The sequence below is a fragment of the Schaedlerella sp. genome, assembly GCF_056796775.1.
In genome coordinates, this window is sequence record NZ_JBQIKP010000014.1 from 31,649 (window position 1) to 57,192 (window position 25,544).

Annotated in this window: 26 protein-coding genes; 4 read left to right on the top strand and 22 right to left on the bottom strand. The window is 47.6% G+C overall.

The window, feature by feature from the left end; genetic code table 11:
* Positions 1-9: 9 nt before the first annotated feature.
* From ACTOY7_RS08690 to ACTOY7_RS08765, 16 genes are all read right to left on the bottom strand, one after another.
* Positions 10-2,079 carry an FtsX-like permease family protein gene (locus ACTOY7_RS08690; protein WP_160282991.1) on the bottom strand — a complete coding sequence of 690 codons (2,070 nt, stop codon included), beginning with the start codon at positions 2,077-2,079 and terminating at the stop codon, positions 10-12.
* Positions 2,069-2,836, bottom strand: coding sequence for an ABC transporter ATP-binding protein (locus ACTOY7_RS08695; RefSeq protein ID WP_304969683.1), 768 nt, complete (start codon positions 2,834-2,836; stop codon positions 2,069-2,071). Before ACTOY7_RS08695 ends, ACTOY7_RS08690 begins: the two co-directional genes overlap by 11 nt.
* Before the next feature lie 270 nt (positions 2,837-3,106).
* Positions 3,107-3,718 (bottom strand): protein adenylyltransferase Fic, encoded by a 612-nt coding sequence (gene fic, locus ACTOY7_RS08700; protein WP_160282993.1) that lies wholly within the window; start codon positions 3,716-3,718, stop codon positions 3,107-3,109.
* A 120-nt stretch (positions 3,719-3,838) separates the two neighbouring features.
* Positions 3,839-5,023 carry a sensor histidine kinase gene (locus tag ACTOY7_RS08705; protein ID WP_482671287.1) on the bottom strand — a complete coding sequence of 395 codons (1,185 nt, stop codon included), beginning with the start codon at positions 5,021-5,023 and terminating at the stop codon, positions 3,839-3,841.
* On the bottom strand, positions 5,020-5,685 hold the full coding sequence (locus ACTOY7_RS08710; RefSeq protein WP_482671288.1) for a response regulator transcription factor: 666 nt from the start codon (positions 5,683-5,685) through the stop codon (positions 5,020-5,022). Before ACTOY7_RS08710 ends, ACTOY7_RS08705 begins: the two co-directional genes overlap by 4 nt.
* A gap of 39 nt (positions 5,686-5,724) precedes the next feature.
* The gene (locus ACTOY7_RS08715; protein ID WP_300884694.1) at positions 5,725-7,077 is read right to left on the bottom strand and encodes an ATP-binding protein; all 1,353 of its coding nucleotides are present in this window, start codon (positions 7,075-7,077) and stop codon (positions 5,725-5,727) included.
* A 108-nt stretch (positions 7,078-7,185) separates the two neighbouring features.
* Positions 7,186-8,226: a hypothetical protein gene (locus tag ACTOY7_RS08720; RefSeq protein WP_482671289.1), complete on the bottom strand. Its 1,041-nt coding sequence runs from the start codon at positions 8,224-8,226 to the stop codon at positions 7,186-7,188.
* Positions 8,213-9,799, bottom strand: coding sequence for a hypothetical protein (locus tag ACTOY7_RS08725; RefSeq protein ID WP_482671290.1), 1,587 nt, complete (start codon positions 9,797-9,799; stop codon positions 8,213-8,215). Before ACTOY7_RS08725 ends, ACTOY7_RS08720 begins: the two co-directional genes overlap by 14 nt.
* 9 nt (positions 9,800-9,808) lie before the next feature.
* Positions 9,809-10,621 carry a carbohydrate ABC transporter permease gene (locus tag ACTOY7_RS08730; RefSeq protein WP_482671296.1) on the bottom strand — a complete coding sequence of 271 codons (813 nt, stop codon included), beginning with the start codon at positions 10,619-10,621 and terminating at the stop codon, positions 9,809-9,811.
* A 186-nt stretch (positions 10,622-10,807) separates the two neighbouring features.
* Positions 10,808-11,680, bottom strand: a complete 873-nt coding sequence (locus tag ACTOY7_RS08735; protein ID WP_482671291.1) for a carbohydrate ABC transporter permease — start codon at positions 11,678-11,680, stop codon at positions 10,808-10,810.
* A complete protein-coding gene (locus ACTOY7_RS08740; RefSeq protein ID WP_482671292.1) occupies positions 11,670-12,308 on the bottom strand; it encodes an ATP-binding cassette domain-containing protein in 639 nt (212 codons plus the stop codon). Before ACTOY7_RS08740 ends, ACTOY7_RS08735 begins: the two co-directional genes overlap by 11 nt.
* A gap of 77 nt (positions 12,309-12,385) precedes the next feature.
* On the bottom strand, positions 12,386-13,246 hold the full coding sequence (locus ACTOY7_RS08745; RefSeq protein WP_482671293.1) for a hypothetical protein: 861 nt from the start codon (positions 13,244-13,246) through the stop codon (positions 12,386-12,388).
* The gene (locus ACTOY7_RS08750; RefSeq protein WP_482672146.1) at positions 13,227-14,012 is read right to left on the bottom strand and encodes a hypothetical protein; all 786 of its coding nucleotides are present in this window, start codon (positions 14,010-14,012) and stop codon (positions 13,227-13,229) included. The genes ACTOY7_RS08745 and ACTOY7_RS08750 overlap by 20 nt, the downstream gene beginning before the upstream one ends.
* A complete protein-coding gene (locus tag ACTOY7_RS08755; RefSeq protein WP_482671295.1) occupies positions 14,009-14,995 on the bottom strand; it encodes a hypothetical protein in 987 nt (328 codons plus the stop codon). Before ACTOY7_RS08755 ends, ACTOY7_RS08750 begins: the two co-directional genes overlap by 4 nt.
* Before the next feature lie 60 nt (positions 14,996-15,055).
* Positions 15,056-17,074: a hypothetical protein gene (locus ACTOY7_RS08760; RefSeq protein ID WP_482672144.1), complete on the bottom strand. Its 2,019-nt coding sequence runs from the start codon at positions 17,072-17,074 to the stop codon at positions 15,056-15,058.
* 185 nt (positions 17,075-17,259) lie between these two features.
* Complete coding sequence (locus tag ACTOY7_RS08765; RefSeq protein WP_482672143.1) at positions 17,260-17,625, bottom strand: hypothetical protein; 366 nt, start codon at positions 17,623-17,625, stop codon at positions 17,260-17,262.
* A gap of 296 nt (positions 17,626-17,921) precedes the next feature.
* Between ACTOY7_RS08765 and ACTOY7_RS08770 the strand changes: the two genes are divergently transcribed.
* The 4 genes from ACTOY7_RS08770 to ACTOY7_RS08785 all read left to right on the top strand — a co-directional run bounded on the left by ACTOY7_RS08770 (position 17,922) and on the right by ACTOY7_RS08785 (position 20,984).
* A complete protein-coding gene (locus tag ACTOY7_RS08770; RefSeq protein WP_482672142.1) occupies positions 17,922-18,293 on the top strand; it encodes a BlaI/MecI/CopY family transcriptional regulator in 372 nt (123 codons plus the stop codon).
* 182 nt (positions 18,294-18,475) lie between these two features.
* Positions 18,476-19,477 (top strand): M56 family metallopeptidase, encoded by a 1,002-nt coding sequence (locus tag ACTOY7_RS08775; protein ID WP_482672666.1) that lies wholly within the window; start codon positions 18,476-18,478, stop codon positions 19,475-19,477.
* Between the two features lie 34 nt (positions 19,478-19,511).
* Positions 19,512-19,760, top strand: a complete 249-nt coding sequence (locus tag ACTOY7_RS08780; RefSeq protein WP_482672140.1) for a hypothetical protein — start codon at positions 19,512-19,514, stop codon at positions 19,758-19,760.
* 327 nt (positions 19,761-20,087) lie between these two features.
* Complete coding sequence (locus ACTOY7_RS08785) at positions 20,088-20,984, top strand: helix-turn-helix transcriptional regulator (protein WP_482671841.1); 897 nt, start codon at positions 20,088-20,090, stop codon at positions 20,982-20,984.
* Between the two features lie 4 nt (positions 20,985-20,988).
* On the opposite strand, the gene ACTOY7_RS08790 is transcribed toward ACTOY7_RS08785, so the two are convergent.
* From ACTOY7_RS08790 to ACTOY7_RS08815, 6 genes are all read right to left on the bottom strand, one after another.
* Positions 20,989-21,174, bottom strand: a complete 186-nt coding sequence (locus ACTOY7_RS08790) for a hypothetical protein (protein ID WP_160282999.1) — start codon at positions 21,172-21,174, stop codon at positions 20,989-20,991.
* A gap of 12 nt (positions 21,175-21,186) precedes the next feature.
* Positions 21,187-21,822 (bottom strand): hypothetical protein, encoded by a 636-nt coding sequence (locus ACTOY7_RS08795; protein WP_482671840.1) that lies wholly within the window; start codon positions 21,820-21,822, stop codon positions 21,187-21,189.
* Positions 21,823-21,962: 140 nt separating this feature from the next.
* The gene (locus tag ACTOY7_RS08800) at positions 21,963-23,192 is read right to left on the bottom strand and encodes an ABC transporter permease (protein WP_482671839.1); all 1,230 of its coding nucleotides are present in this window, start codon (positions 23,190-23,192) and stop codon (positions 21,963-21,965) included.
* 149 nt (positions 23,193-23,341) lie between these two features.
* Positions 23,342-24,208 (bottom strand): ABC transporter ATP-binding protein, encoded by an 867-nt coding sequence (locus tag ACTOY7_RS08805; RefSeq protein WP_482671838.1) that lies wholly within the window; start codon positions 24,206-24,208, stop codon positions 23,342-23,344.
* A complete protein-coding gene (locus tag ACTOY7_RS08810) occupies positions 24,180-24,950 on the bottom strand; it encodes a hypothetical protein (RefSeq protein WP_160283002.1) in 771 nt (256 codons plus the stop codon). Before ACTOY7_RS08810 ends, ACTOY7_RS08805 begins: the two co-directional genes overlap by 29 nt.
* 17 nt (positions 24,951-24,967) lie before the next feature.
* Positions 24,968-25,477 carry an RNA polymerase sigma factor gene (locus ACTOY7_RS08815; protein WP_482671837.1) on the bottom strand — a complete coding sequence of 170 codons (510 nt, stop codon included), beginning with the start codon at positions 25,475-25,477 and terminating at the stop codon, positions 24,968-24,970.
* Positions 25,478-25,544 lie beyond the last annotated feature (67 nt).

Consider the following 25,544-nt stretch of genomic DNA (forward strand, 5'->3'; position numbering starts at 1 on the left):
GGCAGTTCCTTATTCCACATTCCTCAGAAATCCTACATAGGTCGCCGTAAAGTAGATCGCATAGATCCCGAAGAACAGCAGAAATGCCGTCATGAAATACTGCAGTACAAAGGTATGCACCCCGGTGGAAGCGACAAACATCGCACTGGCAAAGATGATGACGACTCCGCTGAGCACCGCGGCAAACAGCGCCGGACACAGGAAATACATGAACAGCTGCTTCCATACCACGGCCGCAAGCTTCTTTTTCTTGATCCCGATCTTCTGCAGCACCCCGTACCGGAACCGGTATTTCGCGGAGTCGCTGAGCTGCTGTACGGACAGCACGGTCAGGGCCACGCACAGGAACACCAGACCGATATAAAACAGCGGGAAGATGATAGAGGAAAGCATATACTTCACCTCCGGGATCAGGTTGTCGCGGACCAGATATTTCGTATAGTAGACCACCATCGTATCCGTTCCGCATCCCATACTTGTTTCGTCCAGGTACACATGCCCCATCATGTCCTGAATCTCATCCTCCGACAATTCTGCCAGATCATCCAGACGTTTTCCCAGATCCTTCGGAGCCTCCCCCTCAATATCCACGGCAAGCTCTCTGTAAAATACGTCCATTGCCTCCGTCTCGCTGTCCGGGACCACGATCAGGTAATCCGCCCCATTGTGCCCGTCCTGGGAAAATGGTTCCGTCCGGTATCCGGCGCAGAAAAGCTCCCCATCCTTCCCTCTGACAGAGAGCTCCCCGGAAAAATCTCCTGTCTCCTGATAAATCCGTTCCTTGAGGTGGATCAGGTATTCCCCTTCTTTTAATGAGACCGCAGGATAGCCCAGCATCCCGCGCAGATGGTTGTATGTCGAAAGACCTATATAGGTATCATAGGTTCCGTAACAGCCGCCAGCCTCTTCCTTGATCTTTTTCAGATCCGGCGTTCCGTCGGCCTTGCGGAAGGAATCATCAAAGATACGCAGATGCGTACTCAGCCATATATTCATCTCCATGGTACCGTTCTGGTAGATCGGATATGGGTATGCGTCATGGATCTGTGTTTCCTGCTCCAGCACTTCCAGCTCCTTTGCAAAATCCTCATCCGTCCTCTCACTGAATACCTGCACATCAAAAGGAAATTTCTGCTCCAGCATCTGGTTCTGGTAATCCGAAAACATCATGGCAAATGCACAGCCGAGAAGCGCGATGGCAAACAATGCGGTCAGCGTCCCCATCGTAAACTGCATGGTCTTTACCTTGGAGGAAAACTGCCGCAGGAGAAACAGGTTTTCCCCTTTGTAAACGGCACTGCCTTTTTTTCTCACATAGCAGACGATCCAGGAGGACAGTCCCATATAAAACAGGTAGATCGCGAAAACCAGAGACACCAGGAACAGCAGAATATCCCCCGTACTCCACGTTTCTCCGAAAAACAGCTTGTATCCCAGGAGAAACAACAGCAGGATGGATGCCGGAAACAGCCATTTTTTCAGCGCTTCATGGGATTCCCTGATCTCTTCATTCTGCTGCCCCGCGTACATCAGCTCCCGGATGTTCATTTTCCGGAATTTCCGGGAGCAGCGGAGCAATGCCAGGATATAGCAGCCCCCATAGCAGGATGCCGTCATCAGAAGGCACCGGAGATCCAGAACGATCTGCAGGTGATACGTTTCCTGGAGCATGCCGTACAGGATGGACAATAAAATCTGCTGCAGAAGGATTCCCAGCACCAGGCCGCAGAAAAATGCCCCCATGCCGAGAGCCGCATTTTCCCGCATGTACAGGCGGGCGATCGTTTTTTTGCGCATGCCCAGCAGCAGATAGGTTCCAAACTCCCGGCTTCTTTTGCCGAGCATGAACCGCACCATATAGTTGATCAGCCAGGCAATGATGATCACCACGAATACGGTTGCCAGGATGATCAGCATCTGCATCATATCCACATCGCTGACTCTGCCCTGCAGGTCTTTGGAAAAAATGACGGTGTTGAAGGCAAACATCAGCGCGGTCACAAAGGTCATGGTCAGAAAATAGACCAGGTAGTCCCTGGCGGATCGTTTGACATTGCGGAAGGCGAGCTTAGCAAGCATCGGAGACTTCACCTCCTGTCAGGGACAGTACATCCAGGATCTGGTTCAGGAAGCCGCGCCGGTCCTGCTCCCCCCGAACCAGTTCATGGAAAATGCGTCCGTCCTTCAAAAATAAGATCCGGGAACAGTAGCTGGCGGAAAACGCGTCGTGAGTCACCATGAAAATAGTGGCCGAAAGCGCCCGGTTCATCTTCGTAAAGGTCTCCAAAAGGGTCTGGGACGACCTGGAATCCAGGGCCCCGGTAGGCTCATCCGCCAACAGGAGCCGGGGATGGTTGATCAGTGCCCTGGCACAGGCGCACCGCTGCTTCTGCCCGCCGGATACCTGATAGGGGAACTGTCCGCGGACGTCCGCAATGCCCAGGAGGTTCAGCATGTTCTCACACTCTTCCTGGATCTCCCGGCGGCCTTTGTGCTGGAGCGTCATGGCCAGCATGATATTTTCCTCAATGGTCAGCGTATCCAGGAGGTTGTAGTCCTGGAATACAAAGCCCAGATTCTCCTTGCGGAAATCCGCCAGCTGATCCTCTTTGAGTTCCGTAATGTCAGTATCCCCGTAGTAGATATGCCCGGCTGTTACGCTGTCAATGGTGGACAGCATGTTGAGCAGGGTTGTTTTCCCGCTGCCGGAGGCCCCCATCACACCGACAAATTCGCCTTTTTCCACCGTAAAGCTGACACGGTCCACCGCCTTTGTCACATTTGCGCCGTTTCCATAATACTTCTCCACATCACAGATCCGGATGTAGTCTTTCATTGTCTGTCACTCTCCCTTCGAAACCATATGGTATACTGAGCGCCAGATAAATCCGCAGCTCAGTATCATATGACGCGCACAGCCGTATGAGGAAATATATTGCTTTGCAGCTACGGCTGGCGCGATACTCACAGCAGATTTCGTCAGCCGTGAGTATAACTTGATCGTAACAGATTCTGGTGATGGATTGTATCAGGTTCGCTTACAATTATCTTACATTTTCGAAAGATTTCCAACCGTACAGGTGGGAAGTTTTCTGTGACATGGCGGTCAGTCTTTCAATTCCTCCATCTTAAATGTGGTATACCCTTCATAGTAATAGCTGGTATCGATCCCCTTCATATAGATATCCCTGTCATGGATCTCTGATGTCAGAGCGGCCTTCAATACATGCTTGATCTCGATATCCCGGATCGGGCTCCGTTCCATGGCGAGAAGGTAGTCCTCCTTGTCCACCCTGCTCCAGTCGATCACCTGGCGCAGCTCTTTTTTCAAGATCTGGTCCAGCCAGATCCTGGCGCTCCGTCCATTTCCTTCCCGGAAAGGATGCGCGATATTCATCTCCACATATTTTTCGATAATCTCGTCAAACGTGGACTGTGGCATTTTATCTATATTTTCCAATGCGGCCCGCAGATACATCAAGGGCGCAAAACGGAAGTTTCCTTTCGCAAGATTTACAGATCTCACTTTTCCCGCGAAATCGTAAATCTCGTCGAACAAGTATCTGTGAATCTCCGCAAGGGCCGCAAAGGTTCCGGCATCAAGCTCGTCAAGCATACCTGATTCGAATAATTCCAGAGCTTTTTTCTTGCTGATTTTCTCCTCTTCCCGTGCCAGCTCTGCTGAATTTGTGATCCCAAGTTTATTTTCCAATGCCATCGTTATCATCCCTTCTAAACAGACTCATAATTCAATCGTCAAGCATCCATTCTCACTGCCAAATAAGTTTATGAAAATTTCGTGCCGTTATGCCGAAGCAATGCGGCATGTTCTTTTCTTCTATGCTTCGTTTATGACATAGCTGCTAATCGGAAATTCCAGCACAATGCATGTGCCGTTTCCGTACTCTGAGCGTGCGTCAATCTCTATTCCTAATTTCCCGCACAGCTTCCGGCAGAGGTACAGTCCCATCCCCGTAGCCCGGTCATTCTTACGCCCATTGGTCCCGGTAAAACCTTTTTCAAAGATACGCGGCAGTTCTTCCTTTTTGATCCCCGCGCCGTTATCCTCTACAAGCAGATGAACACCATTCGGAAGGGCTTCCGCAGTGATCCGGATGCGGGCGTTTTCCTTTGCTCTATATTTTGTACAGTTCAGGATCAGCTGATTCAGAATGAACAGGATCCATTTCCGGTCTGTATATACCTTTTCTTCTCCGCACCGGACTTCTACCTGGATCTGATTCTGGATCAGGTAATATTTATTTTTCAGCACTGCCTCCTCCGCGGTTGTCTGCAGATTGGTCTCCCGAATCACATAATCCTTGTATACCTCATCCGAACGGGCATAGTAGAGCGCCATATCTACATAATTCTCTACCTTCTGATTTTCCAGCGCGATCTGCCGGATTGCCGCGTTCTGGTTTTCCGGCGCCCCCGTCTCCGGGCAGTCCGCCTGTGCCCAACCTGCATCGTTTTCATTCATTCTGTCAGCCCTGCCCGCCTTTTCGCTGAGGGACTCCGGATATCTCCGTTCCGCTCTTCGGTTCTCGCACATCAGGGATATGCTGGTGATCGGGGCCTTGATCTCGTGAACCCAGCTTTCGATGTACTCCCGGTATTCCCGCTGTTCCTCCTCCACCCGGCGGATCCGTTCGATGACGGACTTATTGGACCGGCGGATCATCTCCCGGTACAGCCTGTCCTCGATACGCGGAGATCCCGGCATCAGTTCACCCAGCAGGAATCTCTGATCCACCTTGTCCAGCACATGCCCTATCTTCGAGAAATATGTTTTTCGGTCATGATAATCATACAGTGTCCAGGCGGTCAGGATCAGAAGCCAGCAGATCAGAATGAGGGCGCAGGAATCCCATGGGTATCCTGTGAGAAGGAGGTAGCCGGTGAGCACCAGCATGCAGGTGATATGCAGGAGAAAAAGAAGGAGCCTATCCTTCAGGAAAGCGCCGAAAGGCAGAGAACCCTCTTCCCTATGCAGTTCCTTTTTCATTGCCCCGCGGATCATATCGAATACCCCATCCCTCTCTTGGTCCTGATAAAATCACGCATCCCGGCCTGCTCCAGTTTTGCGCGGATCCGGGTCATATTAACGCTCAGGGTATTATCATCAATAAAGACCTGATTATCCCAGAGGTACTCGATCAGGTTCGCCCGGGAAACGATTTTTTCTTTGTTCAGGAACAGATAATGCATGATCTTTAATTCATTTTTGGTCAATTCTACCACCTGCCCGCAGAAAGAAAGGCTGCCCCGCGCGATATCCAGCTCTGCCCCTTTGTGGGTAAGCTTTGTCACTTCTGTACCCTCCCGCGCGGCGCGCTTCAGGACCGCCGCGATATGCGCCAGCAGGATCGGCGCCTGGAAGGGCTTGGTGATATAGTCGTCCCCGCCCTTCATCAGGCCGGTCAGTTCATCCATGGAATCGGTCCTGCTGGTCACAAAGATGATCGGAACCTCCGATGAAGCGCGGATCCTGGTACAGATGTCAAATCCGGATTCTCCCGGCAGGTTCAGATCCAGCAGCACCAGGTCCGGGCCGCAGGACAGCACCTGTTCCGGCACGTCTGTAAAATCATCCAGGGCAGTCACCCGGTACAGGGCATTTTCAAGAAGGAGCCTCAGCTCCTGACGGATAGCAGATTCATCTTCTACGATTAAAATGTGCATGGCATGTTCACCTCTGCTTCTATTATATTTTGTCGTTCACTATAATAGTGGTGTCATGTAAACCGGCAGGTATACGACGCCCTCCTCTTCCTTCAGATCCAGCGTATGGATTACATATGGGGTATAGAGCTGTTCATGGTATTTTTTCATAAACTTCCGAAGCGATGACAGCGTATAGTTCTTTCCGGACTTCACCTCAATCGGTGATATATTGTGCCTGCTGCTGATCTTACTCTTAGCAAGCAGAAAATCGATCTCCATCCGGGAATCTGCGTCGTTTCTGTCGGGGTTGGAATAAAAATACAGCCTATGGCCGGATGCGGCAAGCATCTGCGCGACAATATTTTCCATGATCATGCCCTTGTTGACCTCCAGCTTATCAAAAAGCAGCTTTTTGTATATTTCCTCGGATACCAGACCGTTTTCATCAAAGGCATGGCTGATCAGCAGCCCGGTATCTGCCATATAGCACTTCAATGTCAGCCGGTCCATATTCAGCTTCAATCCAATATTGGGTTCTGCAGAGCAAAAACAGGTGTTTACGATCATCGCGTCATTCAGCCAGAAAAGCGCGTCCTCGTAGTCCCTGAAACGGGCATCCTTTTTGATAGCGGAGAGGCGGAACTTTTTTTCATGCTTCTGCAATTGCGCCGGGATTTCATCAAAAATGCTGCTGACCTTCTGCACATATCCTTCCGCGCGCTTTGCGATATCCGCCCGATAAAGCGTCAGGATATCCCGCTTCACTGCGTCCGCCCGGTCAAAATCACGGGAGGATACGTACTCTCCGACTGCCTGGGGCATTCCCCCGACGATCAGATATTGGCGAAAATAATCCATCGCCTTTCTATGCAGAAGCTGCCCCATCATCTTCCTGGTATCAAAGCATTTTCGGATCATATCCATCAAAACTTCATTCCCCATCGCCCACAGAAATTCCTCAAAATCCATCGGGTACATTTTGATATGCCGCTCCTCCGACGGAATTACAATATCCGTTACATTTTTCCGGATGGACATCAGAGATCCGGTCTCCATATAATCAAACCTGCCGTCGGCAACCAGATATTTCAAGGCAGCCCGCGCCCTTGGAAGCTGCTGAACCTCATCAAAAATGATCAGGGACTCCCCGGGATATAATTTCACATTATAATACCCTGACAAATACATAAAAAATGTATCCAGGTCATTCAGATAATTGTAAAACAGATCCTTTACATCGCTGCTGACATTGTTGAAGTCGATCATAAGATATGACCTGTATTCATTTTTTGCAAATGCTTCCGCGATATAGCTTTTTCCGACACGGTACGCGCCGTCGATCAAAAGGGCGGTTTTTCGGGCGCTCTCCTGCTTCCATTTCAGCATTTCCGCATATATTTTTCGTTTCATAACGGTATCAGTCCTTTCCTTATGCCGCACCGATTCACGAAATCAAGATTTTTATAAGCGTATTATATCACGAAAACAAGATTTTTATAAGCCTCAACCTACACATTTTCAAATTTTGCGCAAAAATACCACCTCTCCTGCCACTGCAGCCGCTGTCCACTGCAGTGCTCCCGCAAATTCCTTCATCATCGGAATATCCGGTATCCTCTTCTCAGACCGGATCAAAACCTGGCACGCTGCTCCCAGCCTCTTCCCATATTCCGTCCAGAAATCAAAATCCGACCATTTTGCAGGAATCATATCTTCCGGAATCCGCACCATTTTAATCAGCAACAGGATCCCTCCTGCCAGCAGCAGATACAGCAGTGATCTCCAGATCCTTTTTTCTATCTTGTCGATCCGTTCCGCTCTCCTTCCGGCCATCCGTGACATTTTTGCACAGTAACGCATCAGGAATATCCACAAAATCCCGGGGACCAAAAAACAAAGCCCCTGCGAGATCCAGACAAGCACCCTGCTCTCCATCCGTTCCCAGCTGCCGCATAACTGCCGATACCCTTCTTCGGTTTTACCGATCTCTCCCGAGACACAGTTCACCGCCGCGCGGTCGAAGGCGCACGAGTCCTGTTCCCCGGCTTCATAGGCCAGAAATACCTCCTCGCTGTCTACTACGTCCAGAACTTCCAGCTTTCTGCCCTGTATCTCGACCATGAGTCCCCGCGTGTCTTTCCCACCGAACAGCTTCCCCGACAATGCGCTGCTGAGCAGGCATCCGTACTGAGTCTCCGCGTCCAGCACGGCATAACCCGGAAACAGCAGATCCGAGCGGCCGCAGAGGATCAATGCGTCACTTTCTTCCGATGTTCCAAGAGCGGACGCAGAGACCTGCACCCCGTCCGCCTGTGTCCAGTTCACGTATTCCAGCGGATGATCCCGCTTCTGATTCTCTTCCCATGCAGACTTAGCCCCTGCGTAATCCAATGCCCCCTGCTCTCCGGATGCCGCAAAGTCCAATTTGGAAGCATGTGCTTTTACAAGCTCCGCATGGCGGACTCCCTTCGCAAAACACAGCAGAGTTACGGCTCCCAGGAGGAAAAGCAGACACCGCTCTCTCCATTTTTTCCTGTCCACAACTTCAATCCATTTCATGGTTCACCTTCACCCGGCTTCCCTCCTCCAAGGTACGGGAGGATTCCGTTACAACCTCCTGCTCAGATGAAATTCCTTCCACCGCCGCATATTTTTCGTTCTTTTCCAGCAATTCCACACTGACCTGGCGCACCACCCATTCTTCCCCCAGGATCGTAGACTTTTTCTCGGCCACATTGACATAATACTGGTCTCCTGACATCAGATGGAGGGCCTCTGTCGGAACACAGGCCGCATAATCGCTTACCTGTGCTTCCACCTTCAAGGCTGCCGCCTCCCCTGCCGAAAAATGATCCGAGGATACATGAACCGTCACCGTAAAGCTGCCTCCCGACTGTGCTTCAGATGCCGCGCCTGCCTCCATGCCGGATGCCCCATTGCCGGAAATACCGCTGTCCGCTATGGTCCGAATCGTCACCCGCTCTGTTGCGGCCTGCTGTCCGGGCAGAGGGTTCTCTGCTGTAACCACGGCCTGAGTCCCCTCCCGGATATATTTTCTCATTTCCTCGGGGAAGGTCACAGTCAGGCTTGCCCCGCCGGAAAGATCCGACAGCAGGATATCTCCCCCGCCCGTCGTCGTACTTCCCGCTTTTATGCCGACTTCCGTCACCATTCCTTTTGCCGGAGCCGCCACTTGTCCCTGCGTATCGATTAGCGCCTGCAGCCTGGCAATCTCCTCCTCCTTCTGCCCCCGGGTAATCTGGCTCTGTTCCACGGAATAATCCTTTGCCGTTCCCAGATTCGCCAAATCCAGTGCTTTCTGTGCCTGGTATAAGGACTCGTCCCGTTTTTTCACCGCCTGGTCATATGCCGCCTGCTTCTCCTGTATCGCGGCAAGGAGCCCCTCCGCTGTCTGGTCGGAAGCCGTCTGATCAACGCCTGACTGATCCTGACCCGTTTGCCCGATATCCGGCTGTGAGAAATCCGGCTGACCTCCGCCTGACTGGCCGGAAGCCATTTGGTCTCCGCCCTGCTCAATGGAATTCGTCTGGCCCATCGGCTGGCTGAAATCCATCCGGCCCACGTCTGACTGGCCGGAAGCCGCCTGTCCCGCCCCTGCCCCGGAGCCTGCGATAAATTTCTGATATGCTTCCTGCGCCTGCTGCAGCTCGGCCAGTGCCGCATTCACCGTCTCATTTTCTCTGGCTGCGGTCCGGTTATAATCCTCCTGCGCCTGGGACAGTGTCAGCTGCCGACTTTTCTCTGAAATCGCCGCCGACTCCGCCGCCCCGCGGATCTGCAAGTCAAGAGAGTACAATTCCTGCTGCTTCTCTTTCATCTTTTCCATCAGATCCTGCAGGTCCACTTCAAACAGGATCTGTCCGGCCTCCACCGCCTGCCCTTCCATGACATGCACAGAGCCCACCCGCAGGCTCTCCACCGTAGAGACGGCGATCTCCTCCCGGCCGGCCACAGTCCCCCTGGCCGAGACATCCGGGGTAAATGTCTGAGGCTCCGGTTTTTTCGTAGAAACCTCGGCGGTACTTATGTTATAGGCAGTTCTGGAAATCATGGTAAATACGATCATCAATCCCAAGAGTAAAATTCCTGCCTTCATCATCCTCTGTTTCATCTCTCCACCTCACACATTCCCGCAATACGCCTGTATCCCCTGCTCTAAAAATTCGTGCCCTGCCAAAAATACCCAGATGGCCGGAAGCAGCGCAAATACCGATGCCGCAAACGCGGCCCCCGCCGTCTCCGCCGTGATCTGGGGCTGGAACATGGACAGCGGCCACAGCGACGGTGTCTTTAAAAATGCCATCGGCTGTTCCAGCATATTCCAGCATTCCAGGAACTGCAGCACCAGGGCCGAGATGATCCCGGCCTTGCCGAGGGGAAGCCCGATCCGGAAAAAAATATCCCCTTCTCTCGCGCCGTCAATCCGCGCCGCTTCCAGCAATTCCTCCGGTATTTCCTTAAAAAACTGACAGATGATGAACACCGGAAGGGTCGAAAAAATTCCCGGAAGGATGATTGCCGCCATTGTATCCATAAGCCCCATCCACCGGATCACCAGATAATCCGAAAGCATCATCACCTGAAACGGCATCATCATCATGACGATATATAAAAAGAACAGGCCCCGCCGAAAACGGAATCGGTATCTGGCAAAGCCCCAGGCCGCCGGGATGCCGAATACCGCCTGGCCAAGCAGGATCCCGCCCGTGATCTTCATGGAATTCCAGAACATCACAAAGAAATCCGGCGTATCAAAAATCAGCTCCACATAGGAGCGAAGTGTGGGCTCAAACGGAATCACCGACCAGGACGCGAAGTCCTCCGCGCCTGAGAATACCGGCCTGAGATTTTCCGCCGCCTCCCCCTGTCCCATCAATGACCCTGTCACTAAAAACAGAATCGGATAACAGCACATAAAAGCCAGCGCCCCCATAAAAAATGGCAAAACCACATTTCTTTTCCGCTTTACTCCCGCACGCCCTACTCCTGCACATTTTCCAAGCTTTTGCATCTGATCCATTTCCCTCCCGGTCTTCTCTAAAAAAGCATCCCTCTCACGCATCCGCTCCGCTTCTCCTTCATCTTCTCCAGAACGGGCACGTCTGAAAAATATGTACTCTCACATATCCGCTCCGTTTCCTTCCCATCTTCTCCAGAACAGGCACACCAGCACAAGCAGCACCGTACCGCTGAGTACCGCGCCTGCTGCCATCTTATCCACATCCAGGTTCCGGTACCAGTTGTTGAACAGATGCTGCAGCATATAGATGCTCTCGTCCGGATAGTCTCCTGCCACCAGGTACGCCTCCCGGAATACCTTGAAGGAATTGATCAGCGACAGCACCGTGATCGTAAAAAATGCGGAAAACAGGTTGGGAACCGTGATCCGTAAGAATATGACCCATTCCCCCGCCCCGTCGATCTGCGCCGCCTCGTTGATCTCCGCCGGAATCCCCTCCAGGGCGGCAATCCACAGGATGACGCTGTATCCCAGGTTCTTCCACACATAGCTGAATACCAGAACGCCGAAGGCATACTCCGTATTCATCCAGTCCGTCCCCGGAATCCCGAACAGATTCAAAAGCCCGTTCAGAAATCCCTGCTTCGCGAAGATACACTGCCAGAGCAGCACCACCGACGCTACCGGAACGGCCATGGGGATCAGCAGCCCGCTCTTAAACCACCGTCCCCCCTGGATTCCTTTCTGCAGAGGCACTGCCAGCATCAGCGAGCATACAACTAAGATCGGGACACTGACCCCCATCATTTTCGCCGTATTTGCCGACGCAAGACGGAACGCCGGATTCTCCAGCACCTGGCAAAAGTTCGATAACCCTGCAAATTCCCCGGTCAATGTCCGGGCAAAGGCCCTGCGGACCACATCCAGATAAGGGATCACATAAAACGCCAGCACTCCCGCCAGGCTGGGAAGAACAAAGAGCAGGCCCCAGCGGTCCCGGCTTCTTCCGGGCTTCTGATATTTACAATACATTTTTAATCGTTCCCGCGTCCATCTCATATACACAATCGCAAAGGCAGCTGATGTCTTCCTTGTTATGACTTGCCAGTAGGATCGTCTTGCCTTCCTCCCTCAATTCCAGAAACAGCTTCCGCATGTCCTCTACCCCGGCATTGTCCAGGCCGTTCATCGGTTCATCCAGCAGCAACACTTCCTGGTCTTCCATAATAGCCTGGGCGATCGCCAGGCGCTGCTTCATGCCCATCGAATACTTCCCGACCCTCTTTTTCGCCTCTGCGTCCAGCCCCACTTTCTCCAATATCATATTGATATGCTCCCTGTCCTTTCTGTTCCTGACCGAATACAGCAATTCCAAATTCTTTCTCCCGCTGTATCGGTCAAGAAACGCAGGCTCTTCGATGATCGCCCCCAGGCCGTTCCCGGAACGGATATAATCCGTGTTGCTCTGTCCCTTGATCGTCACCGTGCCGATGTCCTGCAGGATCAGCCCGCAGATGCATTTAAACAGCACGGACTTTCCCGATCCGTTCCGGCCTGTAATTCCTACAATGCATTTTTCTCCGCATTCGATGCTGACATCGTTCAGCACCAGCTGAGGTCCTAATATTTTTGAAACATGATCTACTACAATCGCAGCCATCCTTAACATCCTTCCTCATCACATAAACTCGTATCTGTTCCCTTCCCGCAGATCCGACCACAGTCTAGACTGAACCGTTACTGAAAATCCACTTGCCTAATCCGGCGATGTCCCGCAATCACGATTACCAGCAATAATACCGTAAAGGCTCCGATGCTGACGGAGGCAGGCCATGCTACCCGAAATCCGTTTTCTGTAAATCCAAGCCTTGTGATCCGCATCCAGGAGACAGGTGAAACCTCAAAAAAAGATTTTTCTAATGGAAATCCCACATTGGCAACCACGGAAGAATATGCTACCAGGGCCAAGGCAATTCCTACACTGTATGCTTTCGGCAGGTAAAGTCGGATCAGCATCATCAGCATTCCGAGAAAGCAGGTTCCAAGACTGATAATTAATATGGAAGTAAGCATTGCCTCCAAAGGTGTATGATTGTTCAAATACCAGTTTGAAATATTCCAGAATAACCCTGTCATATCCCCTGCATTGGTTTTCGCCAGCGTAAAGATTACTTTTCCCCACTCACTCCCGAATTTCAACATTGGAATCAGAGGCAGACAACTCGCCAGCACACTGATTCCTGTCATCAGGAAAGAGCTTATAAAAATATCATTTGCCTGTTCTGAAAACCACCGTTGCCGTTCCTCACGGATCAGATAATATCTTTCTTTTCTTTCCATAAAGAGCGCGCCGGAAAAAAAGCAAATGACTCCTGCCATATATACCATCAAAAAGTTTGCATCGGAGATCAAAAGCGGAAAGATCCAGGGGGTCGCTTTACACCCTGAAAGTTCGGCAAATCTTTTAACCGGTTCCAGAAAAACATCCATCAAAAACAGTAATAAAAGAAATATCGTGATATTCCTCTTGCATAAAAACCGTTCTTCCAGCATTGCACACAATCTTATTGCTCTATAATCAATTTCTTTCGCCGTCATACAGCCTCCTCAGCTTTTTATAAATGCCTGTCCCCACCAATACAACTGTAACCAGACTGACGATCAGCGGCCATAAAAGAGAATACAGCGGATCATTCCATACATTATAGGAAACATTAAATATCTGCTCTATATTCAACCATATGACATCTATGAACAGCCCGTTTTTGTAATATACCATCAAGTAATATGCCAAAAAAGGGAATGCGACAGCCAGAAGCTCTTCCTGCCAGAACAATGACACATATGCCGACAGTATCGTTAGATTTCCCGCCATTAAGCCCATAAAGAAGGAATGTATCGCGAAGAAAAGCAGATGATGTCCGTTTTTCCAGAAAACTGTTGTCAGGATATCGGCATACAAATATTCATCTTCTAATACCCAGGGCGCCCGCAAACGAACAAATGCCGCAAAAAGCATCACCCCACAAACCATTGCGGCAACTGATGATATGTATATCATAGCAATTTTTGACAACGTATATTTTTTCAAGCTTCCCCGCATAATCAAAAGCTGTATGTACTTATGTTTTATATCCTCTAAAAAGCTTGCGGCAAATGGGACGGCGCAAAACATCAATGTCAGAGAAAATGGAATAAAGTAAAGCGCGCTCATATAGGCCGTATAGACAGATGGATAATCTGACATACGGTGAAGCGAGTAAAACAGCGCAAACATGACTCCCAGTCCCCCTATGAGAAACCGGATAGAAAAGAACGCCCTTTTCAAATCTCCATTAAAATAATCCTGTTTCTGAAGGTTCATCCTCTCACCTCCACGCATCTTCCTGTCTCTGCATGAATCATTTCCTGATATTCTCTATAATCTTCCTCTTTTCCCTCCCGATATTCATGCAATGTAAAAATCCAGACAGGTTCCATCTTATATTCTGATTCTTCTTGATTCACATCAATCCAAAAATAAAGCTCCGCCCCCACTACATCATGTTTCTTGTCTGTCAGTATCATTGCATATTCCTGCTCCAGAGATTTCGCAATTTCATCAAATGGAAGCAGTTCTATCTTTTCTTTTTTCTGCTCAAACCGGAAGCAATACAAGATACTCGCCAATTCCGCGCCTCCCGAGGTATTCAAAACCTGAACCGGCATCCACTCTTCATTCATTCCTTCATAAAATATTGTCGTAAATACCGGCATTCCCTGCCATTCTTGAAGTCCCATCCAATAAGTACATTCATCCTGATCATAACATTTTTGAAAAACAAGATTTTCAACTCCCAATTTGCTGAATTGCTCTTCCAAAATCTCTTTTTCTGACTGCAGTGAAGCTTCTGAAAAGTCTGTATATATGGAAATAGCGTCTATATCTTTACTATTCCTCCACGCAGGAATATTCTCTGTTACATAAACCTGTAATTCAGAACCAGACCTGTATGCCACGTAATCTTGCTTTAGAAGAAAGGAATGGTTTTTATGGATCAGATAAATAATCCCATTTTTATCCTTATGTATTTCTTCCTGAAAACCTTCCCCCAAAAAATATTGGGTCAGTACCTTCGGATTAAATTCTACTCTTTCGGCATAGCTCTGATATAAATCTTCACTTGTACCCGTCTCTATATGATCAATATCAAATTTCAGGTATTCCAGTTCCTTCCTATACCGAACTGGAATATCTGAAATTTTTACTCCAGCCTTACTTGCATTTTTATGGTCAGTCCCACATGCAATTACTGTCAGAAACAGAATAACACATAAACATAACATCAAAGAATATTTCCGTTTCATTTTATTTTTCCACATCCCATCTGTTACCGTCTGCAGCGACTGTTGTATATAAACACTGTACTATTCACTCAGGTAAAGATTCACTTCACTGCATGCATCCTTTGCCGCTTTTTCTGGATCTTTGCCATCAAACAGACATGCATCCGCCTGTTCCATCACTTTTTGCATAACAATCGAATCATCCTTAACCGGAGTATCAAGCCCTTCTATAAACGAAATAAACTCCTGCAGTTCGGCAGGTGTTAAATCATACATATTCATTACCTTGTCCGGAGAATCTTTTCTGGATGTGGCAGTCCTCAAATCACCATTTTCTGAAACATGCATAATCGTTTCCATACCATCCCGAACAACCGAAAAACCGCCTGGCATAGTGCTCTGCACTTCTTCTGACAGATAAAATTCAAGGAACCGTTTTGCCCTATCCGCATTTTTTCCGGTTTGATTGATTCCAAGGGCATTCTTTACAATAAAATAATTTCCTTTTTCTCTGTTCAGATATTGATATGACATGCCTTTCTCTTTACATAAGGTAAGAATCTGCATATAGGTTTCACATACCGAAATAATATCGATTCCCACCTGTGCCTCATCAAAATATAAATCCAGTTCAGGTTCAAACGATATATTGGGATAGTGTTCTGTCCAATATGTCAATTTGTGACCGGCATCCATTTCCTGACGTTCCCCATCCGGAAAGCTTTGTCTGGCAATCCGATCCAGACTGCGATAATACTCTGCCAGCTTTTCCTCATCTACAGTCTCCCCGAGAATATCTGAGGTAATGAAAAGCCCTCCTGCAAAGCCTGAGAAATTCCTTGTAGTTACAATCGGGATTCCTGTATTCGACTTTTCTTCCAATGTCTCAAACAGATCTTCACTGTTTTTTGCAGCCATAACTTCCTCGTCTCCCAAAATAACAGGTATACTGAAAGTAGTAGGAACCTTATATACACTTTCTCCTCTATTATATGCTGAAATGATGTTATAAAAAATCCTGTCTTTCTCCGGTTCCACAATCTCTGTCACATCTTCCAGGATTCCCTTTTCTGCATAGCTGTCTGCCGGCAGGCCGTCCAGTACTAAAATGTCCGGGCCCTCCCCTGCCATCAATTGAGTATTCAGCGTCCGGATTGCATCCGACAAAGTCACACTATCCTCTCCTGTGTACCCCACCTCAAGGCTTACCTCCAGTTCTGGATGTTTTTCCTGAAAAAGCGAAGCAACCTGTCTGACAAAAGGATTATCTTTCAGACTGTAAATCCGCAGCTTATCCTTTGAGACCTGCTTTTCTTCCTCCCATACCCCCCACTCGCACTTATAGAGCTTTGACTGTTTTTTCGTTGGATTCATAATACAGAGAATCACACTGTCATTGGAATCATCAACAACAAATGAAGACAGAATTCCAACCTCGCTGCTCAAATTATTTTCCTGCTTTGAGTTGATCAGTTTATAATAGTCTCCCTGTTCCATCACATAGCTGAACTCATTACTGTTCAGATCGTACCGTCCGATTCCTGCCCCCGCGATGTAAAGAATTGTCCCTGTGCTATCCAGCGCAATCTGTCCTCCCGTATCTGATACGGAAGTCATAAATGCCGAAAACTGTGCATTGTCTAACTGCCGGCAGTTCATTGTCTCCAGATCATAGATATCCACCCGGAACTGCCAGCTATCCATATTGGCAACCAGGATTGCCAATGTATTTGCTGATGCATCCGCACTATAAAAGGATTCTCCTTCATTTGCATTCACTGTTTTCGATTCTGTGCCATCGCCTGAAGAAAATGCCAACTTTGTGTTGTTGTAAACATACAGGCCGCCTTCAGCAGAATACTGATATCCATATCCATTCTCCAATGTCAGGCTCATATCTGCATCTGCAGTCTCCCAATGCTCTCCATTGTCCCTGCTGTCCCAAACTGTCGTATTTTGGAACTCCGGATCCGAAGCAGATATACGCATCGTATCATCTGCCATGTATTTTAATGATCGGATATATTCCACCCCTTCTGGTTTTGAAATTTCCGTTTTCTTCCAGGAGGGTTCTCCTGATGGCTTTTCTCTTGACGACATATTTTCAGTTTCTTCTTTATTTTGTATTGCGTCAACTTCCTTTACCCTTTTATCTGCCGAACATGAACATATTGCAAACACAATGATAAAGTAAAATACCAGATTCATTATTTTTTTTCTCATCACAGATTCTTTCACTCCTCTGTTCAAAAGGGGCAAATTCAACATCTGCCCCCCACTGTAATTTATGGGCAATAGACGCCTTGTACTCTCCATCCATTCGTAGTCCCATATGTTTTAAGCCAATACATATTGCCACTCTGCACTGCAATGCCATAGCGATAATCTGTCGTACCTTGTGTATTCCTTAACGGACGATATGGATACGCATCAGCGTAAGTCAAATAAGGGATTGATATTCCATATGCAGTACCAACATATGAAGTTGGTCTAAAATAATAATGGTCATCATTGTCGTCCTTAATTCCTGCTGGGGAATAAACGTCTCCTGCTTGAACATCAACGCCATAGACATTTCCAGCTAATACTGGCATGCTCATACTCGCAACACAGGCTGCTACTGCTAAAAGCAGACTTAATTTTTTTCTCATCTTTCATCTCTCCTTTGTTAGTATTAGTTACTGTTTGTTTTCGAAAACCTCAGTCAAGTCATATTGTAATTTCCCTCGTTTACTTTGTCAATATTTTTTTATTATATATAACCAGAAAATACTTTATAGGCATCAAAACAACTTATGCTTGAATAATTATTTTTATCAATTTTGATTATTGACATAATTCTAATACAATGCTATACTGCCTTATGTAGGATAAAAAGTAATGCGGCCGAAAGCTCAATGAATTGGGATTCTATAAGCATACTAATATTGAAAGGAAGGAGGTTGTCATGAAGAATTTGAAGTTAAGCAATAAGGAGATGGATGTTATGCTTGTATTCTGGAATACGGATGAAGCGCTGGCATCCAGTGATATTCCGAAAATGGAAAGCGCTTTGAATATCAATACCGTTCGTGTGGCCATCAAGAACCTGCTGAAAAAATCTGTAATCGAGGTTGCCGATATCGCCCAGCGCGGAACCGTATTAACCCGCACTTACCGTCCGACGATTTCATTTGAAGATTATCTCAGCGGTCAGCTTCAACATGTGAATTTTAACTCGCTGAACCTGATGAGTGCCCTGGTCAGGCAGGAGACAAGCAATGAAAATCTGGATGAACTGGAAAAGATCATCCATGAGCACAGGCACAATATAAAGTAATCCTACAAAAGCACAAATCAATATGAGGTGAAAATAAAATGCACTTTTCAGCGACATCTTATATCATGGCTGTTTTGGGTGGAAACTGTTTAATCTGCTTTTTATGTATCATCATGAGAGACGGACGTATTGCGCAAAAGCTAAATATCCGCTTTCTGAAATACTTTTCATTTTTCATCCTGTTGAGACTGATTCTGCCTTTTGAGTTTTTCCACACCATAACAGTTTTTTCAGAAAAAATCCTGCCTGCAGTTATGGATTTTTGTAACGAACATGTTTTGTTTGCAGTCAGAAATATTGCCGTCACCCCATCCATGCTGTTTTTGTCCATCTGGATCAGCGGAGTGATTTATATTGTTTGCAGTACCGTCAGAAAATATATAGAATTATATCGCATTATCCCCTGCTTTCCCAATTTGGCCGATGACCCTGACAGTAAGGTATCCGCAATGTTGAGGGCTATTTATAACACAAATCCTGTCCATTATCCGGTAAAAAAGGTGATCCGCACAAAATTTGTAAGCACCCCCTGCGTCATAGGATTTTTTTCGCCCATCATTTTTCTTCCTGATTTTGATTTCACACAGGAAGAATTATACTGCATCCTTTTCCATGAATTAAGCCATCTACGGCATGTGGATTTTGTCTGGATGCTTTTTGCAGAAATCTTATGCACCCTGAATTGGTGGAATCCTTTTGTCAGGTTGTTCAGGTCACGGCTGGAAGATATCCTGGAATTCCATGCTGACAATACGACCTTTGTCCATCTGCCGCCCATGCACCGGGAGTTATATCTGGAGTGCATGCTAAAGGTCGCCCGCAGCCAGCAGAGAAAACAACTTCTGCCGACAATGACTCTGCCTTTTTCAAAGGCTTCTCCAGGGCCTGTTACATGCCGGGTAATGCGGCTTATAAACTCGGAATCGAACATGTCATTTACAAATTATTTTGTCATGGGTATTGCAGTCCTGCTGCTGTTTGTTTCTACATTATTTATTTTTGAGCCCTCCTGGCCGATAGAAAATGGTGCTGATAATGAATATTATGTAACCGAAAACAGTTATCTGCGGATGCGTACAGATGGTACTTATGAATTCTATATTGATGATGAACACTTTTTGGGAATTATAAAGAATCCAGATATTGAAGAAATTCGTGATCTTCCCATTTATTATGCGGAATAATCATAATGAAAGTCAGAAAGGAGCGTGACCACGCATGAAAAAGAAATTTATCATACTTTTATCTGTTTTTTCCATACTTTCTCCATCAACTGCATTTGCAGAAGATACGTGTACAGTAGAGGTTCCAACTGCAATTACTGAATCTGGTGAAAATAACAAAGCTATCATGCCTATGGCAGATAACATTATCTGGAAGTATAAGATAATTGGGAACAAATTGTATCGGCGTAGATATAATAAAACGAAAAAACAGTATATCGGTGAATGGGAATTAGTGCCATAATATTGTATCGACATATACAGAGTATCTGTCACTGACAACTCACATTACATAAAACCCATCATTGCCGGATTATTTACATCCTTCAAGTCCAGAATCCAGTTACGGAAACAATTCCCCCTTCCGTACCTGGTTTTATTTCTATCCTGCACTATTTTATCCCGAAATTGCTCTTGCATTTCCATCCAAACTCTGTTATCCTGACATCAGTCTCGGCGGCAGTTTTCTTGCCGTCAGACAATTCCCGCCGCAAAGCGTTCATTGTCGGCTCTTTTGATGTCTCCATGATACAGAAGAACTTCCCCTGATGAAACATAAGAGGTAACACAGATGCAGGAAAGCAGATTATTTAAGATCCTATACCATTTACTTGATAAGGGCCAGGCTACCGCCCCGGAATTGGCGGAAAGATTCGAGGTATCGGTCCGAACGATCTACAGGGATATCGACGCCCTGAGCGGAGCAGGCATCCCCGTTTATACGGAAGCAGGCAGAAACGGCGGGATTCATTTACTGAATGATTTTGTCCTGGACAAGGCCGTTCTATCCGAGGCTGAAAAGCAGGAAATCCTTGCGGCATTGCAGAGCATCCATATCACCCGGAACATGGACGGCAGCCGGACCTTACAGAAGCTGTCCGCATTGTTTCAGCTCCATTCGGAGAATTGGCTTGAAGTGGATTTTTCCAGATGGGGAAATCCCGGATATGACAATGAAACCTTCGAGCTTCTGAAATCAGCCGTGATCCGCCACAGAAATGTGAAGCTCCGTTACGCAGGCTCTTACGAAGAGATCCGCGAAAGAACCGTACAGCCCTATAAGCTTGTCTACAAAGCAAAGGCATGGTATCTGCAGGCATTTTGCACGGAAAAGCAGGACTGGCGGATTTTCAAATTAAACCGTATTTTAGAACTGGAGGTGCTGGAGGAAGGGTTTTCGCAGCTGAATCCTCCGGGACCGATCGAGACCTTCGAAGGGGAATATCCGAAGGTCACGCTTCGTTTTCCGAAAGAAATGTCATACCGCGTCTATGATGAGTTCAATAAGGCACAGATCCAGCGGCAGGAGAACGGGGATTTGATCGTCTCCGCGAACATGCCGGAGGATCCGTGGCTGATCGGGTTTCTGCTGTCCTTCGGAACCCGGGTGGATATCCTTTCACCTGCCCATCTGAAAGAAGCGGTAGCGGAACAGGCAAAGTTAATCTACGAAAAAAACAGGACATGATTTTTTATTTGCCGTTTTGCCGGCTGGCAAGTATTTTTCGTTTTTCTTCGAGCATAGGAGCCAGACTTTCACGTATAATGGCTCTGGCTTTTTCATTTTTGTCCAGACGCTTTTTTTGCTCCCTGCCCCATTCTGCTGCTTCTTGATACAATTCAGGTGATTCCCCCAGCACCGCATGACCATATTTCATAACACACACCTCCTATCTGTCTTCATAAACTATACCTGCTTTAGAACAGTTTTTCAAAAAATGTTCTGAAGCTTTTTGCAAAGCCTTTAAACCTATAGCTTCGTTGTTCATAGATACCGCTTCATTAAAAATCTCAATCGCTTTTCCCCAATTGAATTTATTGTTCTTAACTAAATAGTATATATTGCCCAGATTTGTAACAACCGTCAACAGTTTAATAGCCGGATGCTCAAGAAAAAAACGAACATCTACCAAAGATATTTTAGATAATGACGGATGATTGTGTAATGAAATAACAGCACATTTTTTACTTTCGCATATCAGATGAAATGAATAACTATCACGCATTGGATCGGCAGAATGGTCATCTCCAAAATCTACACCAAAACATTGCTCTGCCTCTCTTTCATCTTCTGTATTGTCCATACTGTACGTAATAGCTACTTCATTAGATTCATTTTCATCCTTTGACAGCTGCAATACTTTTTTTGCAAGCATTTGGATAATTGGATATTCTTCTTCCGGAATCTCTTTATATCGGATAAATGGAACCTTTTCAATTGCCTCATCCGTGATCATAACTTTATGATTACGTTTATTAGACATTTCCAATGTTTCCAAATCCATCAATTTTTCTGAAAACGCCATTATTTCACCTCCTCATACGAAAAGTCTCTTCTCCCCTATACATATTATATCGTTAAAATTTTATTCTTACAACAAAAATCTGCTTCTGCCGCCTTTTTCTAATAGCAAGATTATATTAAGAATTTGTCTATGGAATCCGACTACTGATTCACCTGATGCTTCCGGAACATCCCATACCCCGCCGCGGAAAATATCACCGCCGCTGCCCCATTGACGATCAGATCCATGGACAGACAGCTTATCATCTTTCCGCCGACAGCATAAGCCGTATAATTCGTAAAGTCAAAGCTCATGATATTCGACGGCAGCAGGGCCAGGATATGCTGCAGCAGATATCCGCCGAACCCCGCCTGCAGAAACGACGGAACGATCAGCAGCAGAAGCGCCACTACGATCACCCCATACGCATTCTTGAAGATCGAGGACATCCACAATGTCATTGCCATGATCCCCAGTGTCAGTACATATCCCAGCAGGAGCACCAGAAGGCAGGCCTGACCTACCGTCACAGGATAGCTCACCGGCACGGTCGGATACAAAAACTGCACAGACGTATCCCAGCCTTCCGCCCCCGCCGACAGCAAGATCCATACGGAATTGAGGATCGTAAGTCCAAAATAGACCACGCTCGCAAACAGCCAGACCGCAGCGATCTTCGCGGCCGGCAGCCTGCTCCTGCCGTATTTCATGCACAGGAACAGGGAATCGCATTTTGACTGGTATTCTCCTGCAAAGACCGGAGCGATCCCGACACAGGTGATCATCATGATCAGAATGCTCCACTTCATGCCTTGTAAGACAGACTTCCATCCCGTGCAATATCCATATACATATTCCGAAACCGTAGCATTTCGGTCATTCCAATATTCGGCCTCCTTCGCGGATATAACGCCGCCGCTCCTCAAACGCGCTGTATATTCCCGAACCTTTTCCATTCGCGCCTGGTAAAAATCCCTTCCCATGTTCTGCCGAAATACATTCTCCGCAGGGAGGTCGCTTACCCACTCCTCGTAAGTATCCTTGATCAAACCATACAGTTCCCCCTGCGACAGCCGAACCGTCCGCCAGAATTTGTCTAAGGCATCCTCCGGATTTTCCTCCGCTTCCGCAATCTCCTCTGCCTTCTCCAGATATTCCTCCATGATTTCTTCCACAGATTCCTGGTCCAGTTCCTGCCTTAACTGCGTCTGTTTTAAAATCTCCTTTGCCGCAGTCCCGGAATGCTGATTTCCCTGGCTGTCCCATGCGGAGATTTGCCTTAATTCCGCCCATGTACAGAACAGCAAAAACAACGTACATCCCAGCACAGAAAGCTGAGTCAGCCTGCTTGACCATATTTTTTTCCATTCATACCGGATCATTCCGCCCATAGCATTTCTCCTCCATTTATCATTCCCGGTCATAGTTCTTCTATTTTTTCACAGATGCGCCTGCATTCAGCGGCCTGAACATCTACAGATCACAACGCTTCAAGCCAAAATGCATAAGTTATTTTCATACAGTTCCTTATGATCCCTCTTCATAATTCATCCCAGAAGCATTCCAGGTACAGGTCTTCCAGTGTCGGTTCCACCGTCTCCGCCCCTTCATACGGCCTCTTCGGGGAGACCACCCTGGCTTCCACCATATGCTCCCGGTTGTGAGCATTGGCAATGCAGCGCTCCTGCTCGAACTCGGGCCATTCCTTCTGGGGCACCCTGCATTCCCAGACCATGCCGTCTACTTCTCTCACCAGCTCTTCCGCCGGACCGTCCAGAATGAATCTGCCTTTTTTCATGACCAGGATCCTGTCGGAAATGTATTCGATATCCGATACGATGTGGGTGGAAATGATGATGATCTTGTCTCTTGACATCCCCGAGATCAGATTCCGGAAATACACCCGTTCCTTGGGGTCCAGCCCTGCCGTGGGTTCATCCAGGATCAGGAGCTTCGGGTCATTGAGGAGCGCCTGAGCGATCCCCAGCCGCCGCTTCATCCCCCCGGAAAAGGTCCGGATCTTTGCGCCTGCCTCATCCTCCAGATTCACAAGCTGCAGAAGCTCCTTTGTCCTCCGTTTCGCAAACTTCGGTTCCAGTCCTTTGATCGAAGCGATATACAGCAGAAAGTCCTTTGCCGTGAATCCGGGGGTATAGCCGAATTCCTGGGGCAGATATCCCAAAAGATCCCGGTAGTCCTCTCCCATGCCGGCCGTATTTTTTCCGTCCAGCTTCACCTCTCCCGCCGTGGGGTTTATGATCCCGCAGATCATCTGGATCAGCGTGGTCTTTCCCGCGCCGTTTGCTCCCAGAAATCCATAGATCCCTTCGGTCAATACCGTGTTCACCTCCTCCACGGCAATCTTGTTTTTAAAATGTTTAGACAAACGTTCCAACTCTAATTTCATCCGTGTTTCCTCCTCCGAATTTTAAAAGCTTTTTGATCTCCCACATCACCCCCAGAGCTGACAGAACTCCGGAAAGCAGCCAGCTTTCCCGATACTCCATCGTATAGATCGGGAATCCCCCCGCCTTTAAGAGCCACGCCGCAAAGGTCAGAAAAGCTCCCCAGGTCATGCAGTAGAGCATGCTGTTTTCCTCGCTCCTTCGGTTCAGGATTGCGAGGCACCCAAGGCACATCAGGTTGTAGGGAACCAGCGTATACAGCAATGTCTGCCGCAGATATACGCCCTGCCCCAGGGTAAAGATAGCGGCACAGCAGGCAAGGATCAGAAAATCCAGCACCCCGGACAGCAGCAGGCGGAAAGCCAGGATCTTCCGGAGGGAGTGCCTCGTCGTCATCTGCAGCTCCAGCATTCCGGGCTGAAAAATATCGCATAGTATCTTTGCATTTGCCAGACACAGCAACGGACCGGATATGGCCGAGAAGGTCCAGATCCAGCTGTCCGGCTCTGCCGGTTCAGATAAGATCAGGCAGAGGAACAGTCCGGTAAACAGCAATTTCAATCCCCAGAACTCCTTCCGGATAAAATAAAGCTGGTTTCGGAAAAATTGGAGATTGGTCATCCTCTGCTTTTCCGGATGAAAACGGATTTTCTTTGCTTGGGATATGGTCTCCTGTAAGCCCTGGGAGCTGTATTCCGGGACCTGAACGGATGCCAGATATTTTTTTAATTTTCGTTTTTCCATAGACTCGCTCCTTTCTGTCACAGCTCCAGCGTGCTCTTTAACTTCTTTTCTGCGTTTTTCAGCTTATACCGCACAGTCGATGCCGGAATCCCCAGTATCCTTGATATATCCCGGATTCTCTGATCCTGATAATACCTTAAGATCACAATATCCTTTTCCGTCTGATCCAGAGCGGACAGCGCATCCATGACCATCAGCCTGTCCAGGATATCCCCTGCATGGTCCGGAACCGTTTCCTCCCGGTTTCCCCCATCCTCAATGCAGACCTCCTTCGGCTTCTTAAAATAATTCCGGATCAGATTTCCGGCGATCACATAGAGGTAATTCTTTATTTTTCCATAATCCCGGTAATGGTCCAGATTGTTCAGAAATTTCAAGAACACCTCCTGCGTGAGATCCTCCGCTGCATGACGCTGGTTCAGATGATAACAGCAGTATTTGTAAATGGATTCATAGTTGTCTGTGATTAATTTTTCCAGATATCCATCCTTGTATAAAATGTGGTTCAGCAAATTGCCGGCAGACACGCGTGATCCACTTCCTCTCTTCTTGTGATGCATCTATGATATATAACAATCCATATACGAAAAAAAA